The sequence below is a fragment of the Kitasatospora sp. NBC_00374 genome, assembly GCF_041434935.1.
In the GTDB taxonomy this organism is placed as follows: domain Bacteria; phylum Actinomycetota; class Actinomycetes; order Streptomycetales; family Streptomycetaceae; genus Kitasatospora.
On sequence record NZ_CP107964.1, the window covers coordinates 1,970,219 to 1,986,148 of the forward strand.

16 protein-coding genes are annotated in these 15,930 nt (G+C 75.3%); 10 read left to right on the forward strand and 6 right to left on the reverse strand.

The window, feature by feature from the left end:
* The first annotated feature begins 80 nt into the window (after window positions 1–80).
* The gene (locus OG871_RS08715) at window positions 81–704 is read left to right on the forward strand and encodes a TetR/AcrR family transcriptional regulator (protein WP_371503247.1); all 624 of its coding nucleotides are present in this window, start codon (window positions 81–83) and stop codon (window positions 702–704) included.
* Here OG871_RS08715 and OG871_RS08720 read toward each other — a convergent pair.
* Together OG871_RS08720 and OG871_RS08725 are read right to left on the reverse strand one after the other, a co-directional pair.
* Window positions 676–1,098, reverse strand: a complete 423-nt coding sequence (locus OG871_RS08720; RefSeq protein ID WP_371495646.1) for a VOC family protein — start codon at window positions 1,096–1,098, stop codon at window positions 676–678. The genes OG871_RS08715 and OG871_RS08720 overlap by 29 nt on opposite strands.
* A gap of 74 nt (window positions 1,099–1,172) precedes the next feature.
* Window positions 1,173–2,426, reverse strand: coding sequence for an ROK family protein (locus tag OG871_RS08725; RefSeq protein WP_371495648.1), 1,254 nt, complete (start codon window positions 2,424–2,426; stop codon window positions 1,173–1,175).
* A 17-nt stretch (window positions 2,427–2,443) separates the two neighbouring features.
* Between OG871_RS08725 and OG871_RS08730 the strand changes: the two genes are divergently transcribed.
* The 5 genes from OG871_RS08730 (at window position 2,444) to OG871_RS08750 (ending at window position 6,372) form a co-directional block, all read left to right on the forward strand.
* Window positions 2,444–3,766, forward strand: coding sequence for an MFS transporter (locus OG871_RS08730; protein ID WP_371495650.1), 1,323 nt, complete (start codon window positions 2,444–2,446; stop codon window positions 3,764–3,766).
* A 116-nt stretch (window positions 3,767–3,882) separates the two neighbouring features.
* On the forward strand, window positions 3,883–4,089 hold the full coding sequence (locus OG871_RS08735) for a cold-shock protein (RefSeq protein ID WP_371495651.1): 207 nt from the start codon (window positions 3,883–3,885) through the stop codon (window positions 4,087–4,089).
* 137 nt (window positions 4,090–4,226) lie between these two features.
* Window positions 4,227–4,796 (forward strand): HutD family protein, encoded by a 570-nt coding sequence (locus OG871_RS08740; protein ID WP_371495652.1) that lies wholly within the window; start codon window positions 4,227–4,229, stop codon window positions 4,794–4,796.
* A 136-nt stretch (window positions 4,797–4,932) separates the two neighbouring features.
* Window positions 4,933–5,832, forward strand: a complete 900-nt coding sequence (locus OG871_RS08745; RefSeq protein WP_371495654.1) for an NAD-dependent epimerase/dehydratase family protein — start codon at window positions 4,933–4,935, stop codon at window positions 5,830–5,832.
* A gap of 84 nt (window positions 5,833–5,916) precedes the next feature.
* Window positions 5,917–6,372, forward strand: a complete 456-nt coding sequence (locus tag OG871_RS08750) for a group II truncated hemoglobin (protein ID WP_371495656.1) — start codon at window positions 5,917–5,919, stop codon at window positions 6,370–6,372.
* 22 nt (window positions 6,373–6,394) lie between these two features.
* On the opposite strand, the gene OG871_RS08755 is transcribed toward OG871_RS08750, so the two are convergent.
* Window positions 6,395–7,147 carry a DapH/DapD/GlmU-related protein gene (locus OG871_RS08755; protein ID WP_371495658.1) on the reverse strand — a complete coding sequence of 251 codons (753 nt, stop codon included), beginning with the start codon at window positions 7,145–7,147 and terminating at the stop codon, window positions 6,395–6,397.
* 82 nt (window positions 7,148–7,229) lie between these two features.
* Between OG871_RS08755 and OG871_RS08760 the strand changes: the two genes are divergently transcribed.
* Window positions 7,230–8,000, forward strand: a complete 771-nt coding sequence (locus OG871_RS08760; protein WP_371495659.1) for a maleylpyruvate isomerase family mycothiol-dependent enzyme — start codon at window positions 7,230–7,232, stop codon at window positions 7,998–8,000.
* Between the two features lie 13 nt (window positions 8,001–8,013).
* On the opposite strand, the gene OG871_RS08765 is transcribed toward OG871_RS08760, so the two are convergent.
* The gene (locus OG871_RS08765; protein ID WP_371495661.1) at window positions 8,014–8,778 is read right to left on the reverse strand and encodes an enoyl-CoA hydratase family protein; all 765 of its coding nucleotides are present in this window, start codon (window positions 8,776–8,778) and stop codon (window positions 8,014–8,016) included.
* Window positions 8,779–8,907: 129 nt separating this feature from the next.
* On the opposite strand from OG871_RS08765, the gene OG871_RS08770 reads away from it, so the two are divergent.
* On the forward strand, window positions 8,908–9,699 hold the full coding sequence (locus OG871_RS08770; protein WP_371495663.1) for an ATP-grasp domain-containing protein: 792 nt from the start codon (window positions 8,908–8,910) through the stop codon (window positions 9,697–9,699).
* A 155-nt stretch (window positions 9,700–9,854) separates the two neighbouring features.
* Here the strand turns inward: OG871_RS08770 and OG871_RS08775 are convergent, their stop codons facing one another.
* Window positions 9,855–11,132: an MFS transporter gene (locus OG871_RS08775; RefSeq protein ID WP_371495664.1), complete on the reverse strand. Its 1,278-nt coding sequence runs from the start codon at window positions 11,130–11,132 to the stop codon at window positions 9,855–9,857.
* A gap of 71 nt (window positions 11,133–11,203) precedes the next feature.
* Between OG871_RS08775 and OG871_RS08780 the strand changes: the two genes are divergently transcribed.
* Entirely contained in the window at window positions 11,204–12,184 is a 981-nt protein-coding gene (locus OG871_RS08780; RefSeq protein WP_371495666.1) for an ArsR/SmtB family transcription factor, read from the forward strand.
* 133 nt (window positions 12,185–12,317) lie between these two features.
* Window positions 12,318–14,600, forward strand: a complete 2,283-nt coding sequence (locus OG871_RS08785; RefSeq protein ID WP_371495668.1) for a glycosyl hydrolase family 18 protein — start codon at window positions 12,318–12,320, stop codon at window positions 14,598–14,600.
* A 58-nt stretch (window positions 14,601–14,658) separates the two neighbouring features.
* On the opposite strand, the gene OG871_RS08790 is transcribed toward OG871_RS08785, so the two are convergent.
* Entirely contained in the window at window positions 14,659–15,873 is a 1,215-nt protein-coding gene (locus tag OG871_RS08790; RefSeq protein WP_371495670.1) for a geranylgeranyl reductase family protein, read from the reverse strand.
* Window positions 15,874–15,930: the final 57 nt, after the last annotated feature.

Sequence of the window (15,930 nt, forward strand, 5' to 3'; positions counted from 1 at the left end):
TCTTCCCGGTGACGGCTGCCGGGCTGTTCCGGTGGCCTGCGATCCAGGCTGGCGGCGACGCGACTAGCATTTCAACCGTGATGAATAAATCGCCGCGCCGGGGCCGGCGGGCCGGCAGCCCGGACACCCGGGCGCAGATCCTCGACGTCGCGCGCCGCCGTTTCCTCGCCGAGGGGTACCACGCGGTCACCCTGCGGTCGATCGCCGCCGAGGCGGGCGTGGACCTCGCCCTGGTCAGCTACTTCTTCGGCTCCAAGAAGGGCCTGTTCGGCGCCTGCCTCGCGCTGGCCGCCAACCCCGCCGAGCTCCTCGCGCAGACCCTCGAAGGCGACCTGGCGACGTTCCCGCAGCGCGCCCTGCGGGCGATGCTCACCGTCTGGGACGACCCGGAGGCCGGTGCGCCGCTGCGCGCCATGCTGGGCGGCGCGGCCCAGGACCCGGCGCTGGCCGCGCTGGTGAAGGAGGTGATCGAACGGGAGATGATCGACAAGATCGCGGCCCGGATCGGCGGCCCGGACGCCCACCGCAGGGCCGGCAACTTCTGCACCCAGATGGCCGGCCTGATCCTCACCCGGTGCATCCTGCGCCTGGAACCGGTCGCGTCGATGCCGGTTGATGAAATCGTGCGCTTCTCCACGCCCCCGCTGCGGTACGCCCTGTGGGAGCCGGCCCGCGCTACCGGTCGTAGTGCCGGGCCTCGATGATGTTGCCGTCCGGGTCCGGGAAGTAGCAGGAGCGCGGCGCGAGCCCGCGGGCCCCGTAGAGGTCCGCCTGGTCGGGCGTCACCCGGTGCCCGCCGGCGGCGAGCCGGGCGCGCAGGACGTCGTACTCCTCGGCGGTCATCGCGAGGCAGACGTGGTTGACCGGATGCCCGGCGCTGCCCTCGGCCCCCGGGGTGGCGTTCAGCGCCGGCGCGCTGCTGCGCGGGGTCAGGTCGAGGATGGTCGACGGGGTCACCCGGACGCTGACGAACGGCGCCTCACCGGCCCGGTACTCGGCGAGCCGCAGCGGCTCCAGCCCGAGCACCTCCCGGTAGAACGCGGCGGACCGCACCGGGTCCGCCACCCAGAGCACCACATGGTCGAGCAGGTACGCCATCGCTCCTCCGGACCTCTCCCGAACGGCCCTGCCGCCGCCGCGCTCCGAGACTACGCCGCCGCCCGCCCTCGCGGTCAGGCCGGTGCGGCCGCCTGGGGGTCGTCGAGGTAGGGCTCCCAGGCGAGTTCGGCGGCGCCGACCAGGCCGGCGTGGCGGACCTGGGCGGGGACGATCGGCATCCGGCCGCTGCGGCCCCACAGGCAGCGGTCGGCGACCACGGCGGCCAGCCGTTCGGGGGCACCGGCGAGCAGGTCGAGGTGCAGGCCGCTGAGCACGATCCGGTCCGGGTTGAGGATGTTCACCAGCCCGGCCAGGCCGAGCCCGAGGCGGTCGACGACGTGCTCGACGGCGGCGCGGGCGGCGGGGTTGACCGCCGCGGACCGGGCCAGCTCGCGGGCCTGGGCGAGGACCGGCCGGGCCGGGTCCGCGGTCCGGCCGGCGGCCGCGAGCAGGGCGTCGGGGTCGGTCTCGGAGTTGAGGCAGCCGCGGTTGCCGCAGGGGCAGCGGCGGCCCTGCGGGTCGACGGTCAGGTGGCCGACCTCCAGGGCGAGCCCGGCGCTGCCGGTGTGCAGGCGGCCGTCGATGACCAGGGCGCCGCCGACGCCGCGGTGGCCGGAGGTGACCAGCAGCAGGTGGCGGGCGTCGCGGCCGGCGCCGTGGCGGTGTTCGGCGAGGGCTGCGAGGTTGGCGTCGTTGGCCACGGCGCTGGGCAGTTCGGCGGGCGCGCCGGGGCCGAAGTCGGCCCGCGCGACCTCGGCCGCGAACAGGTCGGCCACCGGGGTGCCGCTCGGCCAGGCGAAGTGCAGGGCGGCGAGCGCGGTCCCGTCCGGCTCGGTCACCGGGTTGGGCAGGGCGAGGGCGATCCCGAGGCAGCGGCGGTCGCTGTCGGCGGCGAGCCGGGCGCCGGTCTCGGTGACGGCGCGCAGCAGCCGGACCGGGTCGGTGGCGGCGGGCAGCGGCAGGTGGACGGGCTCGACCAGGCGGCCGCCGAGGCCGGCCAGCGAGACGCTCACGCCGTCGGCGTGGAGCTGGGCGGCGACCACCACCGGGCCCGCCGGGTCGACGGCCAGCCGGTGCGAGGGCCGGCCGCGGCCGCCCCCGGCCGGGCGGGAGTCGACCGTGATCAGGCCGAGCGCCTCCAGCTCGGCGGTGACGGCGCCGGCCGTGGCCCTGGTCACGTCCAGGCCGCTGGTGAGCGCCGAGCGGGTGGGGGCCTGTCCGGTGTGGACGAGGCGCAGCGCCGGGCCGAGCAGGGTGCGTCCCCGGTCCGGTACGGGGCGGCGCCTGGGCTCGTGGGCGGCGAACTGGCTTGTCGGTGAGTGCGGCACTCCCCTATTCTGACTTTGTGCCGCCAATAAACAAAACTTCCGTCCCGCACCGCACCCACGACCACCCGCTCGGCCGCACCCCCGAGGCCACCGGCGCCCACCCTGCCCCGTCCGCCGCCTCGTCCGCCGACCCGTCCACCACGTGGTCCGCCGCCCGGCTCGCCCTCACCGCGTTCTTCGCCGTCGACGGCTTCCTCTTCGCCGCCTGGGTGGTCCGGATCCCGGACGTCCGGGCCCAGGTCGCCGCCTCGCACAGCGCGCTCGGCCTCGCCCTGCTCTGCGTCTCGGCCGGCGCCGTGGCCACCATGCCGATCGTCGGCCGGCTCTGCGTGCGGTACGGCAGCCGGCCGGTCACGGTCGCCTCGCTCACCCTGCTCGCGCTGGCCGTCCCGCTGCCCGCGCACACCCACTCGGTGGCCTCGCTCGGCGCCGTCCTGCTGCTCTTCGGCGCGGGCTACGGCGCCGCGAACGTCGCGATGAACAGCGCCGCCGTCGACCTGGTCACCCAGCTCCGGCGCCCGGTCATGCCCAGCTTCCACGCCGGGTACAGCCTCGGCGGCCTGCTCGGCGCGGCGGTCGGCGGGCTGCTCGCGGGCACCCTCAGCACCGCCTGGGCACTCGCCCTCGGCGGGCTGCTCGGGCTGGCGGTCACCGCCGGCGCGGGCGTCGTCCTGCTGCGCGCCCCGGACGCCGGACCGGCCCCGACCGCCCGGCCGGCGACCGACCCGGCGCAGTCGCCGTCCCCCGGGCGGCACGTCCGCCTGCTGGTGCTGCTGCTCGGCCTGACCGCCCTGTGCACCGCGTACGGCGAGGGCGCGCTGGCCGACTGGGCGACCCTGCACCTCACCGACGACGTGCACGCGAGCGCCGGACTCGCCGCCGCCGGGTACGCCACCTACGCGCTCGCCATGACGGCCGGCCGGGTCGGCGGCACCTGGCTGTCCGTCCGCCTCGGCCAGCGCCGGCTGATGCTGGCCGGCGGCCTGACCGCCGGCGGCGGGATGCTGCTGGCGGCCCTGGCCCCGAACGTCCCGGCGGCGCTGGGCGGCTTCGTGCTGGTCGGCCTCGGCCTGGCCAACCTGTTCCCGCTCGCGATCGCGCAGGCCGGCGCGGCCGGCGGGCCGCAGGGCGTGGCGACGGCCTCGACGCTCGGGTACGCCGGCATGCTGATCGGCCCGCCGGTGATCGGCTTCCTCGCCGACGCCAGCAGCCTGCCCGTCGCCCTCACCACCGTGGCCGCGACCTCCGCACTGGCCGCACTGCTCGCGCTGGCCGGCGGCAACCGCCCGCACACCGTCCGTACCCGGCGGGACACACCACGCGACACACCGACCGCCTGACGGCCGGAACGGCCCGGCCCGGGGAGGATGGAAACCGCCCGGTCCCGGCAGCAGTGGGCTGCGACGGGCGCGTGTGCCCGGCACACGCGGTGGCAGCGAAGGAGACACACGTACCGATGGCTACTGGCACCGTGAAGTGGTTCAACGCCGACAAGGGATTCGGCTTCATCCAGCAGGACAACGGCGGCCCGGACGTGTTCGTCCACTTCTCGGCCATCCAGACCTCCGGCTTCAAGGCACTGGAGGAGGGCAACCGGGTGGAGTACGACGTCACCCAGGGACCGAAGGGCCCGCAGGCCGAAAAGGTCGTCCCGATCGGCTGACGCCCCGCCGAGGTCCCGCCCCGCCGCGCGCGGGGCGGGACCTCCGCGTTTCCCGCCCGCCCGGCCGGCGACCGACGGCCCGCGGCACCGGACGTGACAGGATGCGGCCGAGAGCACGAGCGGGACGGACGGGACAGATGGCGACGATCAAGGTACTGCGGGCGGGCGACCGGACGGCCACCCCCTGGCTGAACGGCGGCGGCGTGACCCGCGAGGTGGCGGGCTTCCCGGCCGGCTCGGGGATGACCGACTTCGCCTGGCGGGTGAGCCTGGCCGAGGTCGGCGCCGGCGGCCCGTTCTCCCGGTTCGAGGAGGTCGACCGGGTGATCACCGTGGTCGAGGGCGCGGGCATGGCGCTCACCGTCGACGGCACCGAACACCGGCTGGCCGAGCCGTTCCGGCCGTTCGCCTTCGCCGGCGACGCCGCCACGGACTGCCGGCTGCTGGACGGCCCGGTGGTCGACTTCAACGTGATGACCCGCCGGGGCCGGGCCGCCGCCGAGGTGGAGATCACCGACCACCAGCGCGAGCTGCGGGTGCCCGGGCGGGCCGAGCTGCTGCTGGTCTGCCTGGCCGGCAGCGCCGCGCTGGGCACCGCCGACCTCCGGCTGGAGCGCTTCGACGCGGCACTGCTGCCCGCCGGCACCGAGGACCTGCTGCGGGTCGACGGCGTGGCCGCCCTGGTGACCCTGCGCCGGCTCGGCTGAGGGACACCGGCACGGCCGCCCGGACTCCGCGCCGGCCGGCCTCGCCGGTCATCATGGGGTGGTCGTGGCGGCCGGTGCGCGACGGGTCTGCGAGGGGTGTCGGCCGGCTGCGCCGGCCGTGGGAGGGCGGTGGGGCGTGCGGGTACTGGTGACCGGGGCGTTCGGGTTCGTCGGGGGCGCCGTGGTGCGGCAGGTCGCCGCGGCGGGGCACGAGGTGTGGGCGTTCACCCGGCGCGCCGAGGCGCGGCCGGACCTCCCGGTGGCCCGGGTCTGGCAGGGCGACATCCGGGACCGGGCCGCGCTGGAGCCGGCGCTGGCCGGGGTCGACGGCGTCTGCCACCTGGCCGCGCTGACGCGGGGACGGGAGTCGGTGGACCGGCCCGAGGCACACTGGGAGGTCAACCACGGCGGGATGGCGGCCCTGCTGGACGCGCTGGCCGGGCAGCCGGGCCGGACCAGGGTGGTCTTCGGGTCGACGGCCGCGGTCTACGGGGCGCAGCGGCGCCGGCCGATCGACGAGTCGACCCCGCCGGCGCCGGGGAACCCGTACGGCGCGTCCAAGCTCGCCGCCGAGGAACTCCTGCGGGAGCGGGCGGCGAAGGACGAGGTGGAGGCGGTGGTGCTGCGCTGCTTCAACGCGGCCGGCACCGGGGACGTGGACGAGGCCCGGATCATCCCGAAGGCGCTGGCGGTGGCGGCCGGCCGGTACCCGCGGCTGGAGCTGAACGGCGACGGCAGCGTGGTGCGGGACTTCGTGCACGTCGAGGACATGGCCCGGGCCTACCTGCTGGCGCTGGAGGCGCCCCGGCCCGGCCCGACCTACAACGTCGGGGCGACCCCGGCGAGCATGCTGGAGATCATCGCCACGGTGGAGCGGGTGACCGGCCGACGGGTGCCGGTGGTGCACCGCCCGGCACAGCCCGAGGCGCCGCGCCTGGTCTCCGACACCGCACTGATCCGGCGTGAACTGGGCTGGCGCCCGGAGCGCTCGACGCTGGAGGAGCTGGTCGCGGACGCCTGGCGTTCCGCCGGCTGAGAACGGTGGGACGCGGGGGAACAAAGCGGCCTGACGGATCGTCGGACGGTGGATGCTGGTGACAGCGACCCTGAGGAGGACCCCGTGCCCGAGCCAACCGGGACCCTGTACGAGGCCGTCGGCGGAATCGACGCGCTGCGGCGGCTGAGCAACACCTTCTACGACCTGGTGCTGGCCGACCCCGTGCTCGCGCCGGTCTTCGCCGACTTCACCCGCACCCACATCGAGCACGTCGCCGTCTGGCTGGGCGAGATCTTCGGCGGTCCGGCCGGGTTCACCGCCGAACTCGGCGGCCACCAGGCCCTGCTGCGCGCCCACCTCGGGCTGTCGATCACCGAGGAGCAGCGCGGCCGCTGGATGGAGCTGATGGGCGTCGCCGTCGCGCGGGAGCTGCCGGACGACGAGCTGCTGCGCACACGGGTGATGGAGTACTTCGACTGGGGTACCAGGATCGCTCGCGAGGTGTCCGCCGAGCCCGTCGGACAGGACCTCGGCGACCCGGGCCCCACTCCGCGCTGGGGGTGGCAGGGCCTGCAGTGAGCCCGGCCGCGCCGCCGTCCGGCTACTGCTCGCCGGGCAGGTGCAGGTCCCAGCCGACCAGCGCCCGCAGCTGCTCGGCGGTGACCCCCTCCGGGAGCGGGCGAGGGGCGTCGTAGCGGATCGGCGGCTGCCAGCCCTCGTCCTCGGTCCAGCTGCGGACCACCTTCGCCGGGGCTCCCGCGACCACGCTGTGGTCCGGGATCTCCCCGCGCACCACGGCGTTGGCGGCGACCACCACGTTGCGGCCGATCCGGGCGCCGGGCAGGATCACCGCGCCGGTGCCGATCCACGAGCCGGCCCCGATCTCGACCGGCTCGTTGCGCGGCCACTGCTTGCCGATCGGCAGCTCGGTGTCCCGGTACTCGTGCGCCTGGTCGGTGATGTAGACGCCCGGCCCGGTCCACACGTTGTCCCCGAGCACGATCGACTGATGGCCGACCAGGTGACTGCCCCGGCCTATCACGCAGCCGCCACCGATCCGGACGATCGGCTCGGGGCCCAGGTCGAGACCCGGCAGGAAGCCCGCCGAGATGGTGACCCGCTCGCCGATGATGCAGAACGGCCCGATGGCGATCGACTGCTCGTTGAAGACCGTGCCGAGCGGGAACGCCAGCTTGCTGCCGTCCCCCAACTCGCCGAAGCGGTACGGGCCGGGGTGCCGGTTGGACACCGCGCCGACCTCCTGCACCCAGCGCCACCCGCGGTGCACCAGCCGCCCGGCGGCACGGCGGCCTCGGGAGCGGGCAGCGGTCAGGAGCGTACGGGTGATCGGCATGCGGATACCGTATCCGCCACCGGCCCGGCGTCGGCCGGGCGAGGGATCAACATCACATCCGAACGCTGGCAGACTGCCCTGCGTGGAGATCTCCGAGCACATCGACGCGCTGCGCCGCGAGGGCGCCCTGCTGGCCGACGCCGCCGACCGCACCGACCTCGGCGCCCCGGTGCCGACCTGCCCCGAGTGGCGGCTGCGGGACCTCGTCCTGCACACCGGCCAGGTGCACCGCTGGGCCGCCGCCCACGTCCGGGACGGGCGCCGGCGCCCCCTGGACGAGGCCGGTTCACAGGCCGCCTGGGGCCCGCAACCGGACGACCGCGCGCTGGTCGGCTGGTTCCGGGACGGCCACGCCGCGCTGGTGGCCGAGCTGGAGAAGGCCCCGGCGGACCTGGCCTGCTGGACCTTCCTGCCCGCGCCCTCCCCGCTGGCCTTCTGGGCCCGCCGGCAGGCGCACGAGACCGCCGTGCACCGCGTGGACGCCGAGTCCGCGGCCGGGCCCGCCGGCGGATTCGCGGTACCGACGCCGACCGACCCGGCGTTCGCCGAGGACGGCATCGCGGAGCTGCTCACCTGCTTCACGCCCCGGCCGCACGGCCGGCTCCGCAGCGAGCGGCCCCGCACCCTGCTGGTCCGGCCCACCGACCGCCCGGCCGCCTGGCTGGTGACGATCAGCCAGGACCCGGTGGTGGTGACCGAGGGCGCGGGCCCGGCCGACTGCACCGTCGGCGGCCCGGCCCACGACCTCTACCTGATGCTCTGGAACCGCCTGCCGGCCGACCGGATCCAGGCGTCCGGGGACCTCTCGGTGCTCGACCTGTGGCAGGACGGCTCACCGATCCGCTGGAGCTGAGGCGGCCCGCCGGTCACCGCGCCCAGGGCGCCGGGCGCTTCTCCAGGAACGCCCGCATGCCCTCCTGCGCCTCCGCCGAGCCGAACAGCCGCGCCGACTGGGCGACCCGCTCCTGCGCGTCCCGCTCGAAGGAGGCGACCACGTCCATGTTGACCAGCCGCTTCGACTCGGCGAGGCCCTGCGGCGAGCCCAGCCGGACGGCCTCCAGCACCGCCTTGAGCGCCGCCTGCGCGTCCTCGGCGGCCTCGGTGACCAGGCCGATCCGGGCCGCCTCCGCGGCCTTGAACGTCTCGCCGGTCAGGTAGTAGCGGGAGGCCGCCCGCGGGTCCAGCTTGGGCCGCAGCGGCAGCGAGATCACGGCGGCTGCCAGGCCCAGTCGGACCTCGGTGAACGCGAAGGTGGAGGCCGGCCCGGCGATCACCAGGTCCGCCGCGCCGAGCAGGCCGAGACCGCCGGCCCGGACGTGTCCGTCGACCACGGCGATCACCGGCTTCGGGCAGTCCACGATGGCGCGCTGGATGTCCACCAGGCCGCGCGGGCCGACCGTCGGGTCGTCGCCGGTGGCCTCCGACAGGTCGGCGCCGGCGCAGAACACCTTGCCGGTGTGGCCGAGCACCACGGCCCGTACCGCCGGATCGGCGGCCGCATCCGCCAGCCCCTTCGCCAGCTCCGCCATCAGCCGGCTTGAGAGGGCGTTGCGGTTGTGCGGGGAGTCCAGCTCCAGGGTGGTGACCGCGTCGGCGGTGGAGATGCGGACGAAGGGTACTTCGCGGGTCATCACGGCTGCCTGCTTTCCGGCTGAGGGTGGGTCGGACGGTGGTGACTCTCGCACGAGGCGGTCCGCCGAGGCCAGGGAGCACCGGAAACCCGCTGGTCGGCGGCGGGTCGGCTCCGGCAGCATGACACCATGACCGACCGCCTCCTGCTGCTCGCGCCCCGGATCAACGAGACCGGCCTGCAGCTGCTCACCGCCGCCCGCCGACGCGGGATCCGCGCCCACACCGCGACCCGCTGGGAGGTCCCCGAGGAACTGCGCGGCCTGCGCCCGGCGCACCTGTACGGCGGCCCGCTGTTCGCGGACGCGGTCGGCCGGGAGCTGGGCATCGCCGCACTGGTGGACCCGGCCGGCTGGCTCCCCGCGCTGCCGTACGAGCTGACGCGGCGCACCGTCGAGTGCACCACCCTGGCCGAGGCCCGCCTGCTGCGCCGGCCGGCCTTCGTCAAGCCGCCGAACGACAAGCTGTTCGCGGCCCGGATCTACCCGGACGGAAGCGGCCTGCCGGGCCCGGACGCGCTGGACGACGACTTTCCGGTACTGGTCAGCGACATCGTCGCGTTCCGGCGCGAGTACCGGCTGTTCGTCCTCGACGGCGAGGTGCTGACCGGCAGCCGCTACCTGGCCGACGGCCGCCTCGACGTCGCCCCGCTGGACGAGGACCCGCACCGCGCCCAGGTGCTGGCCTTCACCGCAGACGTGCTGGCCTGCGGTGGCCTGCCCAGTGCCGTCACCGTCGACGTGGGCCTGCTCGCGGGCGGCGGCTGGGCCGTGGTCGAGGCCAACTGCGCCTGGGCCAGCGGCGGCTACGCCTGCGACCCGGACCGCGTGCTCGACGTGGTCCTGCGCGCGGCCGGCCCCGAGCAGGACGTCCGGCCGGCCGACCTGCCGCACCGCCGCCCGCTGCCCGAGGTGGTCCGCTGACGCCACCCCGGTCGCGCCCGCCCGGGGTGGCGCGCCGCACCGACCCGGAGGACCGCCATGCCGGTCGAAGCCCGGCTGCTCGCCGCCGCCGAGCCGCCCGCCGCCCGTGCGGTGACGGGCGGCTTCGCCGTCCAACGCGGCCCCGCGGCTGAGGCTCAGAGCGCCGGCACCGGCTCCGTCCGGCCCCGGGAGAGGCCCTCGGCCCAGCGGACGGTGGGGCCCATCGCCAGGCCGCCCGCGGCGAAGAGGGCGGCGAGGACCGCCCATCCCAGCAGGCCCTGACCGATCACCAGCCAGGTGACCAGGGCGGGGCCGAGCATCAGGGCGGCGGACTGCCCGGTGTTGAAGACGCCCTGGTACGCGCCGTGTGCGCCCTCGCCCGCCAGGTCGTAGCTGAGCGACCAGGTGCCGGCCTGGCCGAGCACCTCGCCCAGCGCCTGCAGGCCGACGCCCGCGACCACCAGCAGGGCGGCGACGACGGCGGGCACGCCGTGGGCGAGCGCCAGCACCGCGCAGGAGCCGGCGACCAGCAGCCCGCCGTGCCGGAAGGCCCGGGCGGCCGCCGCGGGCCGTTCGATGCCCCGGGTGGCGCGGACCTGGAGGGCGATCACCAGCACGGTGTTGACCAGCATCGAGCCGGCGACCATGGCGCGGGGCGCCTCGGTCTCGCGGACGATCCACAGCGGCACGCCGACCTCCAGCATGGCGAACTGCAGGGTGAGGACGCCGTTCAGGGCGGTCACCGCCAGGAACGGCAGGTTGCGCAGGGCCGGGTTCGGCCCGCTCCGGGCCGCGTCGGCGGCGCCGGCCGACCGGGCCGTGTCCGGGACCAGCACGGCGAACAGCACCGCCACGACCACGAAGGAGCCGGCGTCGGTGAGCAGCGCCGCCAGGTACGCGCCACGGGTGTCGACCTGGAGGGCGATCGCCGCCAGGCAGGCGCCGAGCGCGATGCCGATGTTGGTGACGGAGCGCAGGTAGGCCCGGCCGGCCACCCGGCCGTCGGGGGGCAGCACCTCGGCGTAGAGCGCGTTGCGGACGGCCGCGGAGCCCCGGTCGGCGGCGGCGACCAGGCAGGCGAGCGGGACGAACACGGCGTACGAGTCGACCAGGGTGTAGCCGGCGGTGCCGACGGCCTCCACGGTGACCAGCGCGACCAGGACGCGTTTGGCCCCCCACCGGTCGGCCGCCCGCCCGGCGGGCACGCCCGCCAGGACGCCGCAGAGCCCGGCGGCGGTGAGCCCGAGTCCGACCTGGGCGGCGCCGAAGCCGAGCATCCGGGTGAACCAGAGCACGCCGAGCGTCATCGACAGGCCGTTGCCGAGGGTGTTGACGAAGGTGATCAGGGTGAGCCTGCGCACCATCGGGTCGGGGTGGAGCAGGCGTGCGGGCAGGGCGGTGAGGCCGGCGCGGCCGGCGGTGCTGGCGGTCATGGAAGGATCACATCCCGGCCCGGGAGGCAGGCCGTAATCATTTAGGCCGGGGCTGAACAATGGGGGATCGAATGCACCGTTTCCGGCTGGGACTGGCCGATCTGGCCGCCGCCTCGTTCGCCTGCTCGCCGCTCCAGGAGACGGTGCTGAGCCTGCGGATGTGGACGCACCCGGGGGTCTACGTGCACCAGACACCGTGGTTCGAGCGGATGCGGCCGGCCTTCGAACAGGTCGACGGCGTGCTGCTGCGCTCGCTGGTGGCGACCAACCGCTACGTCCCGGACTTCCTCACTCCGCGGCCCGCCGTGCCGTTCCCGGACATCCGCGCCGAGCTGGCCGAGGTGCGGGCCCTGCCGCCGCAGGAGCTGCGCGGCCAGCTCGTACGGACCTTCCTGCCGCACGACCGGCGGATCCCGCAGCCGCTGGCGGACGGACTGGCGGACCCGGCGCGGCTGCTGGCCCGGATCGCGGACGCCCTGGAGGAGTACTGGGAGCAGTGCCTGAGCCCGCAGTGGTGGCCACGGGCGAGGTCGGTCCTGCGCGCGGACATCGTGCACCGCTCCCGGGTCCTGGCGGAGCGCGGCGCGGCGGCGCTCTTCGGCGACCTGGACGGGCGGCTGCTGTGGGAGGACGGCGTGCTGACGATCCGCCGGGACTGGGGCGGCGGGGACGTGGACGTGGTGGTCGGCCGGCGCGGCCTGGTGTTCCTGCCGACCTGCTTCGCCCGCGGCGCCATCACCTCGATCGGCGAGGACCACCCGCCGACCATCACCTATCCGGCGCGCGGCCAGGGGACCCTGGGCGGCTCCGTCCAGCCGCCGCCCGCCGCCCGCGCCCTGGAGCAGCTGGTCGGCCCGCCGAAGGCCCGGCTGCTGGCCCTGCTGTCGGAGCCGTCCTCCACCACCGAGCTGGCCCGCCGGCTCGGCGTCACCCCCGGTGCGGTCAGCCAGCACCTGGCGGTGCTGGCCGCGACCCGCCTGGTCACCCGGGCCCGGCACGGCCGGATGGTGCTGTACGCGCGCAGCCCGCTCGGCGACCGGCTCTGCGACTGATCCACCCGCCGCCGAACGGTCCGCCAACTCCGTTGTGGTCTGGACCTGTTGACGGAACCGCCCGGTCCACCTACATTGCGATTGGCTCCCCGGCACCCCTGTACGGATCCCCCACACCACACAGGGAGCACCGATGCTCGTTCGGTCGAGGCACCTCGCCAGGGGCAGACTCCTGGCCCTGCTGGCCTCACTCGTCCTGCCGCTCGCCCTGCTCGCCGCCGGCCCCGCGCACGCGGCGGGCCGGCTCACCGCGTCCTTCACCACGGCCGACAACGGCTCCTGGTGGAAGGGCACCCTCGTGGTGCACAACGACAACGCCGCCGCCGTCACCGGCTGGACGCTGGAGTTCGACCTGCCCGCCGGGGTCACCGTCAGCAGCAGCTACAACGGCACGGCCACCGTCAGCGGCCGCCACGTCAGCGCCGTCAACGCGTACTACAACGCCACCGTCCAGCCGCACGCCACCACCGAGCCGTACAGCTTCTGGTTCGTGGCCACCGGCCCGATCGCCGCGCCGACCAACTGCCGGATCAACGGCGACAAGTGCGACGGCAGCGCGGACGTCCCGCCCGGCCCGCCCGGCACCCCGCAGGTCACCGACACCACCGCGCACACCGTCACGCTGGGCTGGCCGGCCGCCGCGCCCGGCGACTTCCCGGTCGCCGGGTACGAGGTCCTGTCCGGCACCACCGTGCTGGCCTCCGGCCCGGCCACCTCGGCCACCGTCACCGGGCTCGCCCCCGCCACCACCTACAGCCTCACCGTCCGGGCCCGGGACACCCGGGGCACCACCGGCCCGGCCGGCCCCGCCGTCACCGCGCGCACGGTCGACCCGGCCACCGATCCGACCCCGCCGACCGCACCGGGCCAGCTGCGCGCCACCGGCGTCACCAGCAGCAGCGTGGCGCTGGCCTGGAACGCCGCCACCGACAACCAGCGGGTCGCCGCCTACGACCTCTACCAGGACGGCGCGTTGGTGCAGACCGTCACCGGCACCACCACGACCGCCGGCGGCCTCTCCCCCGCCACCTCCTACACCTTCACCGTCCGGGCCCGGGACGCCGCCGACAACACCTCCCCCGCCTCCAACGCGCTCGCCGTCACCACCGGCGACCTGGCCGGGCCCGGCAAGTACAGCCGGGTCGGGTACTTCGCCCAGTGGGGCGTCTACGGCCGCCAGTACTTCGTCAGGAACCTGGACACCTCCGGCAGCGCGGCCAGGCTGAACGTGGTCAACTACGCCTTCGAGAACATCGACCCGGTCAACCTGACCTGTTTGGCCGGTGTCACCAAGGGCACCACCGCCAACCCGCAGGACCCGGACCAGGGCACCGGAGCGGGCGACGCGGACGCCGACTACGCCCGGCCGTTCAGCGCCGCCCAGTCGGTCGACGGCGTGGCCGACGACGGCTGGGGCAAGCTGCGCGGCAACTTCAACCAGCTGAAGAAGCTCAAGGCCAAGTACCCCGACCTGAAGGTGGTGGTCTCGCTCGGCGGCTGGACGTACTCCAAGTACTTCTCCGACGCGGCCGCCACCGAGTCCTCCCGGCAGAAGTTCGTCAAGTCCTGCGTGGACACCTGGATCAAGGGCAATCTGCCGCTCTACAACGGCGCCGGCGGCGACGGTGTCGCGGCGGGCGTCTTCGACGGCATCGACCTGGACTGGGAGTGGCCCGGTTCCCCCGACGGGCACGCCGGCAACCACTACTCGCCGAACGACAGGGCCAACCTGACCCTGCTGCTCGCCGAGTTCCGCCGGCAGTTGGACGCCCTCGGCGGCCCGCACCGGCTGCTCACCGCGTTCACCCCGGCCGACCCGGTCAAGATCGGCCAGGGCTGGGACCTCTCGACGATCTTCCGGTACCTGGACGTGGCCAACATCCAGGGCTACGACTTCCACGGCGCCGGCAGCGACAACTCCTGGGAGCCGAACCGCACCGGCCACCAGGCCAACCTCTACCCCGACACCCAGGACCCGTACGGCTTCCACTTCAGCATCGACGGCGCGGTGCGGACGTACCTCGCCGCCGGGGTCAACCCGCGCAAACTGACCATCGGGTTCCCGTTCTACGGCCGCGGCTGGCAGAGCGTCACCGAGGGCGGTGCGAGCGGCGAGTGGCAGGCGGCGGCGGGCGCGGCGCCCGGCCAGTTCGCGGAGGAGGCCGGCACCCGCGGTTACCAGAACCTCGTCACCGGCGTGCCGGGCCTGACCGTGCACCACGACACCCAGTCGGTCGCCACCTACGCCTACACCGGGCCGGGCGGGCAGTGGTGGAGCTTCGACGACCCGTGGGCGATCGCCCAGAAGACCGCCTACCTGAAGTCGAAGAACCTGCTCGGCGCGATGATCTGGGAGATGTCCGGCGACACGCCGTCCGGCACCCTGATCACCGCGCTCGACGACGGGCTGAAGTAGCGCACCGGGCCCCGGGGTGCAGCACCCCGGGGCCCGGTCCGTACGCCGGCCGCGGGCGTCAGCGGCCGGCGATCGAGGCCAGCTTGCGCGCGGCCCGGTGGTCGCGCATCACCTCAGCGAAGGTGGTGTGCCCCTGGGTCGCCCGGGCGAAGGCCCGCCAGGCCGGCTCGATCAGGCAGACCGCCGCGTGGAAGACCTGCGGCCGGCGCTCGAACGCGGCCAGCATCACCTTGCCGGCCCGCATCTCCACACCCAGCCCGGCCTTGACCGCGAAGGCGTAGTTGAGCGCCTGCCGGCGCACGTCCGCCCCGCCGTCCGCCTCGGCGACCTTGACCGCCCACTCGCCGGCCAGCCGGCCCGAGCGCAGCGCGTACGAGATGCCCTCCCTGGTCCACGGCTCCAGCAGCCCGGCCGCGTCGCCGGCCACCAGCACCCGGCCGCGGGACAGCGGCGAGTCCTCCGCCCGGCAGCGGGTCAGGTGGCCGGACTCGACGCTCGGGGTGAAGCCGGACAGGCCGAGCCGGCGGATGTACTCCGCCAGGTACTCCTTGGTCCGCTCCCCGTCGCCGCGGGCCGAGATCACACCGACCGTCAGCGTGCCGGAGTCCGTCTTGGGGAACACCCAGCCGTACGAGCCCGGCAGCGGGCCCCAGTCCAGGTGGATCCTGCCCGCCCAGGCGCGGGAGACCGACTCGGGGACCGGGATCTCCGCCTCCAGACCGAGGTCGATCTGGTCGAAGCCCACCCCGACGTGCCGGCCGATCCGGCTCGCCGAGCCGTCCGCCCCGACCACCGCGCGGGCCTCGGCCCGGCGACCGTCGGCGGTGGTCACGAAGACCGTCCGGCCGTCCTCGCCGTCCTGCGGCTCGACCCCGGTCACCGTGACGCCGGTGACCACCACGGCCCCGGCCTGCTCGGCGGCCTGCACCAGGCGCAGGTCGAACTCGTCCCGGTTGACCAGGCCGAACAGCATCCGCTTGGAGCGCCGGGTGCGGGAGAACCTCCCGTTCAGCGCGAAGGTGACGGCGTGGATGCGGTCCTGCAGCGGCAGTTTGAAGTCCGGCGGCAGGCTGTCCCGGGAGAAGCCGATGATGCCGCCGCCGCAGGTCTTGTAGCGAGGGTGCTCGGCCTTGTCGAGCAGCAGCACCCGGCGGCCCTGCACGGCCGCGGCGTACGCGGCGGAGGACCCGGCCGGGCCGGCGCCGACCACCACCACGTCCCACACGCCGTCCAACGGGTCGGGCCCGGCGGCCTCGGTGTCGGTCGATTCCATCGGGTCCTGCCCAAGCGAGCTACCGGTATCAGTCACATCGGCCAATGTTAGACGCCT

Excerpts from the sequence above, each read along its gene's own strand:
- OG871_RS08785 (WP_371495668.1), top strand. The coding sequence starts at position 12,318 with ATGCTCGTTCGGTCGAGGCACCTCGCCAGGGGCAGACTCCTGGCCCTG.
- OG871_RS08715 (WP_371503247.1), top strand. The coding sequence starts at position 81 with ATGAATAAATCGCCGCGCCGGGGCCGGCGGGCCGGCAGCCCGGACACC.
- OG871_RS08755 (WP_371495658.1), bottom strand. The coding sequence starts at position 7,147 with ATGCCGATCACCCGTACGCTCCTGACCGCTGCCCGCTCCCGAGGCCGC.
- OG871_RS08780 (WP_371495666.1), top strand. The coding sequence starts at position 11,204 with ATGCACCGTTTCCGGCTGGGACTGGCCGATCTGGCCGCCGCCTCGTTC.
- OG871_RS08790 (WP_371495670.1), bottom strand. The coding sequence starts at position 15,873 with ATGGAATCGACCGACACCGAGGCCGCCGGGCCCGACCCGTTGGACGGC.
- OG871_RS08775 (WP_371495664.1), bottom strand. The coding sequence starts at position 11,132 with ATGACCGCCAGCACCGCCGGCCGCGCCGGCCTCACCGCCCTGCCCGCA.
- OG871_RS08740 (WP_371495652.1), top strand. The coding sequence starts at position 4,227 with ATGGCGACGATCAAGGTACTGCGGGCGGGCGACCGGACGGCCACCCCC.
- OG871_RS08765 (WP_371495661.1), bottom strand. The coding sequence starts at position 8,778 with ATGACCCGCGAAGTACCCTTCGTCCGCATCTCCACCGCCGACGCGGTC.
- OG871_RS08720 (WP_371495646.1), bottom strand. The coding sequence starts at position 1,098 with ATGGCGTACCTGCTCGACCATGTGGTGCTCTGGGTGGCGGACCCGGTG.
- OG871_RS08735 (WP_371495651.1), top strand. The coding sequence starts at position 3,883 with ATGGCTACTGGCACCGTGAAGTGGTTCAACGCCGACAAGGGATTCGGC.
- OG871_RS08770 (WP_371495663.1), top strand. The coding sequence starts at position 8,908 with ATGACCGACCGCCTCCTGCTGCTCGCGCCCCGGATCAACGAGACCGGC.